Here is a 13,400-nt window from a genome sequence, read left to right as displayed (position 1 = left end):
GTTCATGAAGGCCTCTTCCCGGCTGAAGCCGGTCCCACAAAAACACCGCGTGCACATGTAGGACTGGCTTTAGCCGGGAAGGCGTCGGGTGTCACGCCGCGAAATTGGTGGTGTGCAATCTGGCCCCTTCCCGGCTGAAGCCGGTCCTACTGACCGCGTGCAAATGTAGGACTGGCTTTAGCCGGGAAGGCGTCGGGCCTCACGCCGCAAAATTGATGGTGTGCAATCTGGCCCCTTCCCGGCTAAAGCCGGTCCCACAAAAACACCGCGTGCAGCCGTGAAAAGGGGGCACAACTGTTGAGCAGCAGTCGCTAAACCAACTCCGCCCGGCGCAGTTCGCTCTTCAGGTAGGCGTAATAAATCGGGCCTGCCACCACCCCCGGCAGGCCGAAGGCGGCTTCGAAGATCAGCATCGCCAGCAGCAACTCCCACGACTTGGCGCTGATCTGCCCGCCGACGATCCGTGCGTTGAGGAAATACTCGACCTTGTGGATCACGATCAGATAACCCAACGCCGCCACCGCCACCCAGATCGACAATGACATGCCGACGATAAAGATCAGCGTGTTGGACATCAGGTTGCCGACCACCGGAAGCAAGCCCAGCAGGAAGGTCAGCACGATCAGGGTTTTGGTCAGCGGCAAGTGCACGCCACACAGCGGCAGGATCACCGCCAGAAAAATCGAGGTGAACGCCGTATTCAGCAGCGAGATCTTGATCTGTGCGAAAACAATATTGCGAAAGGCCTGAGTCAGCAGGTGCAAACGCTCGAACAGCGCCGCCGCCAGTGGCTTGCGCTTGGTGACATCGGGGATGCGCTGCAGGGCGATGATCGCGCCCAGCACCATGCCAATCAGCAAGGTCACGAACATGTGCGCCGCGCCCTTGCCGAGCAGTTGCAGCTCGCCCAGGTGCTTGGTCAGCCAGGCGCTGAGCGACACCTGAAACTCGGTGGCACTGGCCGGCAGGTAGTTGTCGATGAAAGGCGGCAGCTGACCGCGGGCGCGGTCCACCAGAATCATGAATTTATCCAGCGACGCGCCGGGGTTTTCCGCCTCGTGCAGCAGGAAACTGATCGCGCCGGCAAACAGCAACGCCAACACCGTCACCACCAAGGTCCCCAGCAATGCCACCGCCAGCCAACGCGCACGCTCGCCGGCAATCAGCCGTTGCAGCTGCGGGGTGAGCATGTCGACCAGTTCATACACCAGCAAACCCGCCAGCAGACTGGGCAGAAGGTTCAGCGGCAGCACCAGCAGCAACCCGCCGAACACGAGAATGCAACTGGCCAGATAGACTTGACGGGGCGTAAACGTTGGCATACAGCCTCAAAACGAGCGGCGTGAAGGATGGGCAGTCTGCCAGCGTTCTGAGTGGAGAACCAGCGACGCGAAAGCCCTTGAGAGCTCAAGCGTGAGGAGGCTGCGATTGCAAACCGGTTCATCGGCCGCAATCGCAAAAAAAGCAGGGGTTGGCGCCGCATTTCGACGCCCGCCATTGGCTCGGAAAATTATTTCTTTTTAAGACAATCGCTCATGAATGTCTTGCGGGCATCACCCTTGAGCGCTTGGGTGCTCGCCGTTGCGTTACAGGTCTTCATCTTCTCCTGCTGGGTCGCGGCAGGCGCAGGCGCGGCCTTCAGGCAGGTGCTCATGAACGCCTTGCGCTCGTCGCCTTTCAAGGACTTGGCAGAGGCATCGGCGTTGCAGGTGGTCATCTTGTTTTGTTGGGCGGTGGCGGCAAAACCCTGGGCGCTCAACAGCAGGCCCATCACCAGCAGAGGAATACGCAGCATCGTCATCGCTTTTCTCCGGAAGCGCCACGCACCTGCATGGCTATACGAGCAGTGTAGTCAAAGAATGTTGCTGCATATTTCTGCAAATGCGCAGCGCACGCTGGACGCGCGGACTGACAGGCCGATAATGGCGCCTCACTCAGCCGCCGGTCCGGTCATGCAATACCTTTATCCACTGCTCACCGTCATGATCTGGGCGGGTAACAACGTCATCACCAAGGCAGCCGCCGGGCGTATTTTCCCGGCCGAGATCGGCTTCTATCGCTGGTTGCTGGCGGGCTTGCTGTTCACGCCGTTTCTGCTCGGTCCCGTGCTGCGCAACCGGGCGCAGATTAAACCCATCATCGGCAAGGTGGCGGTGCTGGGCGTGCTGGGCATGGCGATTTATCAAAGCCTGGCGTACTACGCGGCGAATATCACGACAGCCACCAACATGGGCATCATTCTGTCTCTGGTGCCGGTGATGACCCTGGGCATGTCGATTGCCAGCCTGGGCACACGGCTGACCGCGGGCGCACTGGTCGGCGCAATCGTGTCGTTTGCGGGCGTGTTATGGGTGGTGTCCCAAGGGAGCTGGAGCTTGCTGATTGCCCATGGCATCAACATCGGCGACGTCATGATGCTGGTCGCGACACTGGCGTATGCGACCTACAGCACGCTGCTGAAGAAATGGCAGTTGCGCATGCCGCCGTTGCAGCTGCTGTACCTGCAGATTCTGGTGGCGATCATCGCGCTGTTTCCGTTGTTCGCAATTTCACCGAAAACCGGCCTGAACGCGAGCAACATTCCGTTGGTGCTCTATGCGTGCATCCCGACCTCGATGCTCGCGCCGTTGCTGTGGATGAAAGCGATCTCCATCCTGGGGCCAAGCCGTACCACGTTGTTCTTCAACCTGGTGCCAATCCTGACGGCGCTGGTCGCTGCGCTCGCACTGGGCGAGCAGCTGGCGTCGTATCACTTCATCGGCGGTGCCCTGACGCTGGGCGGGGTGATCCTGGCAGAACGCTGGACCACACCGCTGCGCAAGGCCGCAATCCATTAAGCCTGTCCTTCGGATGAAACCGGCAATCAGGCTTTGTCGTGCTCCTGCGCAGCGTGAATCGACACGTCGGTAATGCCTAGAACATGGGGCAGACCGATGGTGTCCTCGCCGGTATCGAAGGGGTCATCTTCAACGGCCACGTTGTGCTTGAGCGCCAGCTCGTGCACGACCTCGATAATCGGCACGTCGAGGTTTTCAATCAGATCGACATGGTGCTCACCGGCCAGCGTGTACTCGATTTCATAAAGCTCTTTATCGCTCATCGCATCTCTTCCTACGCGACCTCACGGGTCGACTGATCACGAACTACGGCCAAATAAGTCAAAGACCGGCGGCTTTGAGACGCGCGGCATGTTCAAGGAACAACCCCAGGGGATCGGCTCCCTTGCCCACCAGCCCGAAGTGCTGGTTGACGATGTCGAAATGGTCGAGCGGGTAGTCATCACCGATGACTTTACCCAGGTGAGAACTGCACCTCCCGACCATGCCATCAGATTGACCTCGCTCTTTCGTGAACGTGCGAGCAAATATTCGGCAGGTGAGATTTGACGTATCGAAGACGTTCTTGCCACGTTCGGTGCGCCCCGCTTGCAGCGTCCCGGACCACGAGTAATAGCGCACGCCGTTGACCTCCTCGTCGCCCTGCCCGCCCCAGTGTTGGGGCAATCCCTGGGGGAACAGCCGGTTGAAGCGCGCCACGCCGCGCGTGGTCAGCGAATGGTGCGCAGCGTCGACATCCACGGGCAGACGCGTGCCGCGATAACCGGTGTCGAGCAGGCTGGTGATGAGCGTGGCGAGGCGGATGGCAGCGTTGACCACACGTCCTTTCACGGTGCGGGGCGGGTAATGCGCTTCAAAGTAATCGGCCAGTTCCGAGCCATGATTGGGCCCTGCGACCGAGGTGACCGAGGCGACCAGGTCAGGGCGAACACCCGCGACATATCGAATGGTCAGCGCACCCTGACTGTGACCGATCAGGTTGACCTTGGCCGCGCCGGTTTCCAGGAGAATTTCCTGCACGCGGGCCAGCAGTTGTTCCCCGCGAATCTCGGTGGAATTGACTGCCGAAACCATCACCGGAATGACATGCGCGCCGCCCCGACGCAGCGCCGGCACGATACCGAACCAATACGGATAGACCACCAGCTTTACGAACCCCATCAATCCCGGTACCAGAACGATGGGATAACGCGTGGCCTGTTCTTGCGGCATGAAGGGACGTTCCTGAGTGAGCGTTTTGATCAGAGCAATCGGGTCAAGTCAGCTATATGAAAGTAGTCGGGAAACATTCATGAAACATGACAGAACCCGGTAATGCCCCATCGCCATCAATTTGATCGAACTCTTTCGCCTCTTCAACGCTCCTAACAGCAACGGGCCAACAATGGCCTTTTTCGCGGAGCGATTCGAATGTTCAAGCAATCCCTGGCAGTAGTGATTTCCATGGCCGCATTGGCTGGTTGCGCATCGACCACCCTGCCGAACCCGGTTGATTACGCGACCTATCGCAATGAGCCGCTGGTCAAGCAGGTTGAGGAAGGCATGACCAAAGAACAGGTCCTGACCATTGGTGGCACCCCATCGACCTCCATGCAGCGTCGCGCCCATCCAGGTACCTGCAACAACTACGTGCTGAACCGCGAAGGCCATCAGCAGGCGTACTACGTCACCTTCGACAACAATGGCCGCGTCAACAGCAAGGGCTTCATGACCTGCGAACAGCGTGACGCCAACGAACGCGCCATGTGATCTGAGGCCCTTCGTATGAAAGGGCTTTGATTGGATGAGCCTGCTCGCGATCACGAGCGCCGTGGCATCGCAAAGATGCCCGGCACTGCTGTCATCGCGGGCGATTCCTGCGCAAAGATGCGCACCCCGTCCTGACCCCGCCTTGGTTCTACCCCCCGCGACCTTACCCCGCGACAATCTGACCCGCGTCAAAAAGTCTGCGAACAAAAATCAAACTTTTGCCAGCGCCCACCACTCACACATTAAGACCCCGATCCTGCCGGGCGCCTGCGTAAGCACGGCGCAACAGAGCGCGACGGAAAAAAACCGGAACAGCCCTGGAGAAATCTGATGATCAATCTGCACCCAATGACCGACGTCGCCACCCTGCGAGAGCGCGCACGCAAAAACGTCGAAGACGGCGCCGTCACTGAAGGCTACAACGGTGACCGTGATGAGGTCCTGCGTTTGCTGAACTCGTCGCTGGCCACTGAACTGGTCTGCACCCTGCGTTACAAGCGCCATTACTTCATGGCCAAGGGCATCAAATCCCACGCGGCGGCTGACGAGTTTCTGGAACACGCCAATCAAGAACTTGAACACGCTGACAAGCTGGCCGAGCGCATCGTGCAGTTGGGCGGCGAGCCGGAATTCAACCCGGACCTGCTGAGCAAGAATTCCCACGCGCAGTACGTGGCCGGCAACACGCTGAAAGAGATGATCACTGAAGACCTGGTAGCCGAGCGCATCGCGATCGACAGCTACCGTGAAATCATTCAGTACATCGGTGATCAGGACCCGACCACCCGCCGTATCTTCGAAGAGATTCTGGCGCAAGAAGAAGAGCACGCCGACGACATGGCCGACCTGCTCGACGGCCTCTGATACGCCGCACGCAACGCAAAAAGCCAGGGCACATGCCCTGGCTTTTTTGTGGGTGCGGGATTGAAGACCCCGCAGGATTATGTGCTGCACGCGGCCACTGTAGGAGTGACCGGGGTGGCGCTCCACCTTGCTCGCGAAAGCGGTGCTCCAGGCGCCGAGATATGTCGGCTGTACTGGCCTTTTCGCGAGCAAGCTCACTCCTACACGAGCGGACTAGGGCGCAGAATCATTGCGCCGAATTCACTTCACCGTTTTCGGCGCCTTGCCTGAACGCATCTGCTCCAGCAAACCGGTGCATTGGTTAGGCGCGTCGCCACTGCTCGGTGCCACCAGCGCCAGCAACCCTGCCGCCGGCCCGACTGCCGCGCCCAACAGCACCATGCCTGCGCCACGCAGCAACAACGGGCCCGACTCGACGCCGGCATTGGGCTTGCTGAACGGCCCGCGCACATACAGCGGCGAACGCAAGGAGAAAACCCGGAAGCCTTTCGATTCCGGCGTCACCTTCATGTCCAGTTGCTCGGTCTTCATGTTCGCCGTGCCTTCGACGTAAATGATCGCGTTTTCGGTGTCGAACAAAAACACCTTGGTGCTCGCCAGGCCGTCCTTGAAGCCTACGTCAGTGGCCGCACAGTTGATCTTCACGTCCTTGTCGCCGAACAGCTTGCCGACCACGTAATTACCGACGTTCAGGCCGGCAATCTCCATCAGGCCTCGGCTGACAGCGCCGTCGTTGATCAGCATCTTCAGATCGCCGTTGGACGTGCCCAGCAACGCCGCCACGGAGTTGCCACGGCCACTGAGGTCGGCATCACCGTTGAGCTCACCAAAGCTGGTTTTCATCGGCTCGAAAGTCGGGAACAACTGCTTAAGCTTGAAGCCCCGGGCCGAAAGCTTCGCACGCCCTTCCAGCGGCTGGGTGTGGCCGTTGAGCTTGATGTCGGCGTCGAGCTTGCCGCCCGCCACACCAAATCGCAGCGGTTCCAGACTCAGCACGCCATCGTTGAGCACTACGTGGGTGTACAGGTCAGTAAACGGCAGGTCGGCGCTCTGCACGATGCGCTTGCCGGTGAACTCCACGTCGGCGTCCATGGCAGCCCAGCGATCGGTCTTGAATTCCTCGACCGGCAGCACTTTGCCTGTCGGCTGCTTGCTCTCGCCGCCCCGGGTTTTCTGCTCGGCATTGGAGTCGGCACCGATCAGCGGCTTGAGGTCCGCCATCAGCAATTGATTGGACACCAACGCGCCGGTCAGCTTGGGGCGAGGTTCACTGGCGACAAAGCCCAGGTCGCCATGAATATCGCTGTCGCCGATCTTGCCGTTGAAGGACTTGTACTGGAAGGACGCACCCGCCGGGTCGTGCAGTTTCGCGATCAGGCGGCCATCGGTGGAGTACGGCGGGGAATCCGGCAGGGTCACGCCAGTCAAGGGATACAGATTGCTGAGGCTGTCGCCGGAGAGTTTCAGGCGCAGGTCCAGCTCACCCAAGTTCTGCGGATCGGTCACGGTGCCCGCAATGGCGACACGCAAGGCGCCCGCGCTAACGTCGGCCTGCACCGGGAATGGCTGCGTGGCGTCTTTCAATGCCAGCAGTCCACCGACTTTGCCGCTGCCGTTTAGCTTCTGGCCGTGGTACTGGCCTTTGGCGGTAAAGCCGAAGGCATAGTCCTGTGCCGAAGCGCCCTTGTCCTGGACCTTCTTCGCCTCGCTGCTGCCGACGATGTCGCTGTAGGGAATGGGCTTGCCCAGCATCTCGATGACGACATCGACCGCCGTGTTGATCTTCTGGTCGTTGTAGCTCATGAAGCCTTTATCGAAGCCGATCGAGCCAATGTCGACCACCCAGCTCGACGGTTTGGCGTTCGGGTCGCTCTTGGGCAGATCAAACACCCAGTTGGCGCGGTCATCGGCCAGACGCTCGATCTTCGCGTTGGGCTCGGTCAGGTTGATACGCGGAATGACCACGCGTTGCGCCAGCAATGGCAAGGGAGACAAGCGCAGGTCGACGCGCTTGAGCGTGACCATCTGCGGCGTCTTCGACCATTCCGGGTTGCCCAGTGAAATGTCTTCCGCCGACATATGCGGCCATGGCACCCAGGCGCGCCATCCGCCTTCGTCGGGCTCACGGTGCCAGCTCACCGCCAGATTGCCGTTGATGGCAAAGGGGCGATGCAGTTCTGCAGACACCTTCTCATTGATGGTCGGCTTGAGCCGGTTCCAGTCGAACGTCGCGATCACAATGATCAGAATCACCAGCAACAGCAGCAGGATTGCAGCTGTCCAGGCAAAGATTTTACGGCCTCGCGTCATTGCGTTGTCTCCCCAAAAACCGACGCGCCATCCAGGGCGCGTGTCGTACGTCGTAATGGTTCGACTGAGAAAAGCCGCGTCGGTTTGATGAAATCTGTATTCATGGCCAGAAAAGTTCCGCAGCCCGCCAATACCGTACATCCAGAAGGGTTTGAGGATTGGCCTTAAACACGCTGAAACGCCCGCCGGGCAAGGTGCGCGAAGCCGCATCATTTCTGTCGATGGTCACCATCAGCCCGCTGAACTTCTTTATCGAACGGGCAGCGGTAAAGTCGCCAACACGTTCACACCCCCCTTTACACCCGAGCATCCTTCCATGAAACGCCAATTGATTGCCCTGACCCTTTCCCTCCTTGCCTCGAGCGCATTCGCGATGCCTGCCAGCGAACAAGCGATCCTCGGCGAAGCGAAGGCGACGCAGCATTCCGGTTTGCCGACCATTGCGCAAGACGGCCCGGATCGATTGATCAATCAATACCAGCGCGTGGCCGACAACGGCCCGGATCGCCTGATTCAGCAGTATCAGCGCGTTTCTTGAGCGATACTCGCTGCATGTAACGCCTTCCCGGCTAAAGCCGGTCCTACGGAAGACACGCGCACCCCGTAGGACCGGCTTCAGCCGGGAAGAGGCCGGTCAGATCACCCAAAAATCGGCACGACAAAAAACATGAGAACAGCCCGGCCCTGATCGCCGGGCTTTTTATTGCCCGACGCAAAACCGGGTTCGACGCCACGCAAACGCATTTGCTAGAGTTGCGGCCCATGCCTCCATCAGATACACGCCCCATGCTGCCCCGCGCCGAACAGAAACAGCAGACCCGCCATGCCCTGCTCGATGCAGCACGGGGCCTGATGGAGAGCGGACGCGGTTTCGGCAGCCTGAGCCTGCGTGAAGTGGCGAAAACCGCCGGCATCGTGCCCACCGGTTTCTACCGGCATTTCGATGACATGGACCACCTGGGCCTGGCGCTGGTCAGCGAGGTCGGCCAGACCTTCCGTGAAACCATTCGGCGCGTGCGTCACAACCACAATATCGACAGCGGCATCATTGATGCCTCCATCCGCATCTTTCTGGATGTCGTCGCCGCCAACCGCTCGCAGTTTCTGTTTCTGGCGCGGGAGCAATACGGCGGCTCGCTGAAAGTCCGTCAGGCGCTCGGTGCGCTGCGCGAAGGCATCATCGCCGACCTCGCGACCGATCTGGCATCAATGCCCAAATTCCGGCACCTGAACACCGACGACCTTTCGGTCATGGCCGACCTGGTGGTGAAGAGCGTGTTCGCCATGCTCCCCGAGCTGATCGACCCGCCGCCCCCGGCATTGGCCGCACACCTGACCCCACGCGCGAAAATCACTCAACAGCTGCGCTTCATCTTCATCGGCGCCAAGCGCTGGCAGGGGTTGGGCAGTACTGAGTGATTCAGCGCCTGCGAAGGCTATTCGCGGGCAAGCGCGCTCCTACAGTGGGTTGCGCTATTAAAGATGGATCACGGCGATAGTGTTGAAGTCGTCGTCGCAGGCGATGGAAACCTGCGTTTGAAACGCGATCCCGTGTAGGAGCGCGCTTGCCCGCGTAGACCTAGCATCCACCCCAGAAGATTCCAGCGCCGTACCGATTAGTAGCGTCACCACTCAAGCGCACCATGCCGGTGCGCAACCTTTCCCCGCGCCCCACCACTGAGCGTCACGCCTGCGGAATTTCGGCCCTCTGCACCGTATTCAGGCAATTTCTGTTCTGCTCGCCTGTTGGCAAGCCACTTGCTCTAGCACTTGCATCGCACATTGCTGGAAGCTTTCTGATGCTGGTGATTCATCAACGGACCGAACCTCAGGCCGAATGGGCCGCAGAGCTGCATTTGATATTCGAGGCGCGGAGCAAGAGCCGGCTGCGCTGTTTCAGTGCCGAGGGTGAAGACGTCGGGCTGTTCCTCGAACGCGGTCAGCCGCCGCTGCGTGACGGCGATTTTCTCAAGGCTGAAGACGGCCGGATCGTGCGTGTTTGCGCGCGCCCCGAGCAACTGATGCACGTGACGTGCAGCAATGCCTTCGAGCTGACCCGCGCGGCGTATCACCTGGGCAATCGCCATGTGGCGCTGCAAGTGGGCGACGGTTGGCTCCGTCTGCTCGACGACTACGTGCTCAAGGCCATGCTCGATCAACTGGGCGCCACCACCGAATCCCTCGAAGCACCCTTCCAGCCGGAACATGGTGCCTACGGCGGCGGCCATCACCACTCGCGCGCCGGTGAGGAAGACTTCAACTACGCGCCGCGCATTCATCAATTCGGCGTACGCACGTGAACGCCGCCTGGGCGCTGCTGCGTCTGGCAAGCCCCCAGCTGCCAATCGGCGGCTACAGCTATTCCCAGGGCCTGGAAATGGCGGTCGAGCAATCGACCGTTCACGACTCGGCCAGCGCCGCCCGCTGGATTGGCGACCAGTTGCTGCTCAACCTTGCGCGCTTCGAGGCGCCGCTTTTACTGGCGCACTGCACAGCGGCTGCCGAAGACGACTGGGCGACGCTACTGCAATTGAGCGAAGCACACCGCGCCAGCCGCGAAACACGCGAGCTGCACCTCGAAAGCCGGCAGATGGGCTACTCGCTGCAACAACTGCTCAACGGCCTGCCGGAAATGGATCAACCTGCGCGAGACGTTCTACAACGTGTGGGCGAGCCGCATCTGGCGCTGGGCTGGGCACTGGCCGCGCGCGCCTGGCAGATTAGTCCTCAGGACGCACTCGCCGCCTGGCTCTGGAGCTGGCTGGAAAATCAGTTGGCAGTGCTGATGAAGACCCTGCCGCTGGGGCAGCAAGCCGCCCAGCGCCTGACCAGCGAGCTATTGCCTCTGCTGCAAAAGGCTCAGCAACACGCCACCGCACTGAACCCTGAACACATCGGCAGCGCGCCATTCGGTTTGGCGCTGGCGAGCATGAACCATGAGCGGCAGTACAGCCGCCTGTTCCGATCATGAGGTGGCCGCCATCGCTGCAGCACCTCGAACCGCACAACACGCTTAACGGAGAGAACGAATGAACAGCCAACCTTTGCGCGTAGGCATCGGCGGTCCGGTCGGTTCCGGCAAGACCGCGCTGACGCTCGCGCTGTGCCTGGCCCTGCGCGATCGCTACAACCTGGCAGTGGTCACAAACGACATCTACACCCGTGAAGACGCTGACTTTCTGGTGCGCAACGAAGCACTGGCGCCCGAGCGCATCATCGGCGTGGAAACCGGCGGCTGCCCGCACACGGCGATCCGCGAAGATGCGTCGATCAATCTGGAAGCCGTCGACCAGCTCAATCGGCGCTTCGAGGGGCTGGACCTGATCATCGTCGAATCCGGTGGCGACAACCTGTCGGCGACGTTCAGCCCGGAGCTGTCGGACCTCACCATCTACGTGATCGACGTGTCAGCAGGCGACAAGCTGCCGCGCAAGGGTGGTCCTGGCATCTGCAAATCCGATCTGCTGGTGATCAACAAGATCGACCTCGCGCCGCTGGTGGGTGCATCGCTGGAGATGATGGACCGCGACACGAAGAAGATGCGCGGCGACAAGCCGTTCGTGTTCAGCAACCAGAAAACCGGTCACGGCCTGGAGCAGATCGTCGCGTTCATCGAGCGTCAGGGCCTGCTGACTGCGGCATGATTTCGTCCACCCAAATGGCTCACACCCAAGTGAAGCAAGGAATTCATTCATGAACGGCAAAAAAGTATTCGGCGCGTTGGCGCTGCTCCTCATCCCGGCGCTGGCCTTCGCTCACCCCGGCCACGACGAAAGCGGTCTGGTGGCCGGCATCAGCCATCCATTGGGCGGCATTGATCACCTGCTGGCGATGATCGCTGTCGGGCTGTGGGCTGCACAGCAAAAAGGCGCTGCGCGTTGGGCACTGCCGTGCACGTTCGTCGGCACCATGCTGATGGGCGGCTTGCTCGGGTTTGAAGGGCTGGCGCTGCCTGCACTGGAAAGCGGCATTGCGGCGTCAGTGTTTGCGTTGGGCCTGGCGGTGGCGCTGGCGGTGCGTCCGCCGCTGTTCGTGGCAGTGGCGGCGACGGCGCTGTTTGCGCTGTTCCACGGCGTGGCCCATGGTCTGGAGCTGCCGGAGATGTCCAGCCCATGGGGTTATGCCCTCGGTTTCGTTGGCGCGACTGCGGCATTGCACGCAGCGGGTTATGCCGTGGTGCGCTTCCTGCCAGCGGCGGCGGCACCGGTTGTGCGGATCGCCGGCGCACTCTCGGCGGCGACAGGCGTCTGGTTGTTTGCGGGCTAGATGACGGCATCATTGTAGGAGCGCGCTTGCCCGCGATTGCAATCTGTCAGCGACAAACAGGTTGTCTGACACACCGATATCGCGGGCAAGCGCGCTCCTACACAGGACCGGTGTCGTACACGGATCATCGGCGCAGCCAAGCGCCCTCCTCCTGATACCCGCAACTGACGCAAGATCCCCACCTCCTGTTACCATGTCGCGCAATCTGCCCCTGCCGTGACGCCATCCGATGCCTGACGCTTTCCTCCCCACCGCCAAGTCTGAACTGTCCGCCGCATTCGCCGAGGTGCAACGACACTTCATGCGCGTGGTCGTGCCGTTGTGGCAGGGCCCGGGGTGGAATGCCGAGATGGCGTTGCCGTTCGAGGCGGTCGACGCTCAGCATCGGCCTTTGCCGCCGCAGCGCTACCGGGCCATGGCCTGTGCGCGTCAGCTGTTTCTGTTTTCGAGCCTGATCGATCACCCCGACGTACCCGACGCCGCGACTCGCGCGGCGGCGCTGTTTCGTTCGTTGCAGCAGCACTTTCACGACGCCGAGCACGGCGGCTGGTTCTACAGCATCGATACACAGGGCGCGCCGCTGGATCGCCGCAAGGACCTCTACACCCACGCTTTCATCGTCTTTGCCTGTGCGCATTACTGGGGCAAGGTTCGTGAGCCGCTGGTGGAGTCGGTGCTCAATGCCGCGCTGAACGTGGTCGCCGAGCGCTTCGCCGATGGCGATGGTTTGTACGAATCCGTGCTGGCCGAAGATTGGTCTTCGCTGAACGCCGGCCCGCTGCAAAACCCCTTGATGCATCTGGCCGAAGCGTTTCTCGGCACGCTCGCGGTGCGCGATGACGCTGACACGCAGGGGGCGCTGGATGCCTTGGTGGAAGCCATGCAGCGACGCTTCGTCGATGTCGAGCACGGGGTGATGCTGGAAAAACCGCTGGACGCTGTGGATAACTGGTCCGAGCCGGGGCACCAGTTCGAATGGTTCTACCTGCTGGCATCTTCTGCGCGTCTGCGGGGTACGCCGCTGTATCGCTCGCTGGAGACTGCGTTCGCCCACGCCGAGGCACAGGGCGTCGATCAAACGACGGGCGCGGTTGCGGCGATGCTGGAAGTGAACGGTTCGGTGAAAGACGGCACGCAGCGCATCTGGGCTCAGGCTGAATACCTGCGCGCGCTGACCTTGCGACCTGAGAGCGAACATCTGCTGGCGCGCCAATTGACTGCGCTGCAAACGCAGTTTCTGCACCCCACCGGCTGGAACGAGTGCCTCGACAGCCAGGGGCAGATCAGCCGCAGCGACATGCCTTCCACGACCCCGTATCACCTGGCGACCTGCTACATCGGGCTGGTCGAGTATTTCAGTGGCTGAAACACAAC

At 61.0% G+C, this 13,400-nt stretch carries 15 protein-coding genes; 10 read left to right on the top strand and 5 right to left on the bottom strand.

Annotated features, from left to right (window positions below):
• Positions 1-311 precede the first annotated feature (311 nt).
• Complete coding sequence (locus ACYAR8_RS05020) at positions 312-1,322, bottom strand: AI-2E family transporter (RefSeq protein WP_065987762.1); 1,011 nt, start codon at positions 1,320-1,322, stop codon at positions 312-314.
• Positions 1,323-1,510: 188 nt separating this feature from the next.
• Positions 1,511-1,801 carry a PsiF family protein gene (locus ACYAR8_RS05015; protein ID WP_074891365.1) on the bottom strand — a complete coding sequence of 97 codons (291 nt, stop codon included), beginning with the start codon at positions 1,799-1,801 and terminating at the stop codon, positions 1,511-1,513.
• 151 nt (positions 1,802-1,952) lie between these two features.
• On the opposite strand from ACYAR8_RS05015, the gene ACYAR8_RS05010 reads away from it, so the two are divergent.
• Positions 1,953-2,837: a DMT family transporter gene (locus ACYAR8_RS05010; protein ID WP_463579235.1), complete on the top strand. Its 885-nt coding sequence runs from the start codon at positions 1,953-1,955 to the stop codon at positions 2,835-2,837.
• A 26-nt stretch (positions 2,838-2,863) separates the two neighbouring features.
• Here ACYAR8_RS05010 and ACYAR8_RS05005 read toward each other — a convergent pair whose 3' ends face one another.
• Together ACYAR8_RS05005 and ACYAR8_RS05000 are read right to left on the bottom strand one after the other, a co-directional pair.
• A complete protein-coding gene (locus ACYAR8_RS05005; protein WP_074891368.1) occupies positions 2,864-3,100 on the bottom strand; it encodes a hypothetical protein in 237 nt (78 codons plus the stop codon).
• A 58-nt stretch (positions 3,101-3,158) separates the two neighbouring features.
• Complete coding sequence (locus ACYAR8_RS05000; RefSeq protein WP_463579234.1) at positions 3,159-4,049, bottom strand: esterase/lipase family protein; 891 nt, start codon at positions 4,047-4,049, stop codon at positions 3,159-3,161.
• Between the two features lie 198 nt (positions 4,050-4,247).
• On the opposite strand from ACYAR8_RS05000, the gene osmE reads away from it, so the two are divergent.
• Positions 4,248-4,586, top strand: coding sequence for an osmotically-inducible lipoprotein OsmE (osmE, locus tag ACYAR8_RS04995; protein ID WP_074891372.1), 339 nt, complete (start codon positions 4,248-4,250; stop codon positions 4,584-4,586).
• A gap of 330 nt (positions 4,587-4,916) precedes the next feature.
• A complete protein-coding gene (locus tag ACYAR8_RS04990) occupies positions 4,917-5,450 on the top strand; it encodes a ferritin-like domain-containing protein (RefSeq protein ID WP_065987767.1) in 534 nt (177 codons plus the stop codon).
• A gap of 240 nt (positions 5,451-5,690) precedes the next feature.
• On the opposite strand, the gene ACYAR8_RS04985 is transcribed toward ACYAR8_RS04990, so the two are convergent.
• Positions 5,691-7,760 carry an AsmA family protein gene (locus ACYAR8_RS04985; RefSeq protein WP_463579233.1) on the bottom strand — a complete coding sequence of 690 codons (2,070 nt, stop codon included), beginning with the start codon at positions 7,758-7,760 and terminating at the stop codon, positions 5,691-5,693.
• A gap of 316 nt (positions 7,761-8,076) precedes the next feature.
• On the opposite strand from ACYAR8_RS04985, the gene ACYAR8_RS04980 reads away from it, so the two are divergent.
• From ACYAR8_RS04980 to ACYAR8_RS04950, 7 genes are all read left to right on the top strand, one after another.
• Positions 8,077-8,298, top strand: a complete 222-nt coding sequence (locus tag ACYAR8_RS04980; RefSeq protein WP_463579232.1) for a hypothetical protein — start codon at positions 8,077-8,079, stop codon at positions 8,296-8,298.
• A gap of 248 nt (positions 8,299-8,546) precedes the next feature.
• Positions 8,547-9,179: a TetR family transcriptional regulator gene (locus tag ACYAR8_RS04975; protein WP_108119037.1), complete on the top strand. Its 633-nt coding sequence runs from the start codon at positions 8,547-8,549 to the stop codon at positions 9,177-9,179.
• Between the two features lie 380 nt (positions 9,180-9,559).
• Positions 9,560-10,060: an urease accessory protein UreE gene (gene ureE, locus ACYAR8_RS04970; protein ID WP_463579231.1), complete on the top strand. Its 501-nt coding sequence runs from the start codon at positions 9,560-9,562 to the stop codon at positions 10,058-10,060.
• The gene (locus tag ACYAR8_RS04965; RefSeq protein WP_463579230.1) at positions 10,057-10,731 is read left to right on the top strand and encodes an urease accessory protein UreF; all 675 of its coding nucleotides are present in this window, start codon (positions 10,057-10,059) and stop codon (positions 10,729-10,731) included. The genes ureE and ACYAR8_RS04965 overlap by 4 nt, the downstream gene beginning before the upstream one ends.
• A 58-nt stretch (positions 10,732-10,789) precedes the next feature.
• Positions 10,790-11,404, top strand: a complete 615-nt coding sequence (gene ureG, locus ACYAR8_RS04960) for an urease accessory protein UreG (protein WP_037015648.1) — start codon at positions 10,790-10,792, stop codon at positions 11,402-11,404.
• Between the two features lie 49 nt (positions 11,405-11,453).
• A complete protein-coding gene (locus tag ACYAR8_RS04955) occupies positions 11,454-12,026 on the top strand; it encodes a HupE/UreJ family protein (RefSeq protein ID WP_463579229.1) in 573 nt (190 codons plus the stop codon).
• A 229-nt stretch (positions 12,027-12,255) separates the two neighbouring features.
• Positions 12,256-13,392, top strand: a complete 1,137-nt coding sequence (locus ACYAR8_RS04950) for an AGE family epimerase/isomerase (protein ID WP_463579228.1) — start codon at positions 12,256-12,258, stop codon at positions 13,390-13,392.
• Positions 13,393-13,400 lie beyond the last annotated feature (8 nt).

The sequence above is a fragment of the Pseudomonas sp. HP_01 genome (assembly GCF_055284355.1).
The sequence above is the reverse complement of the archived record's forward strand: the minus strand, read 5'-3'. Positions and strand labels throughout refer to the sequence as shown.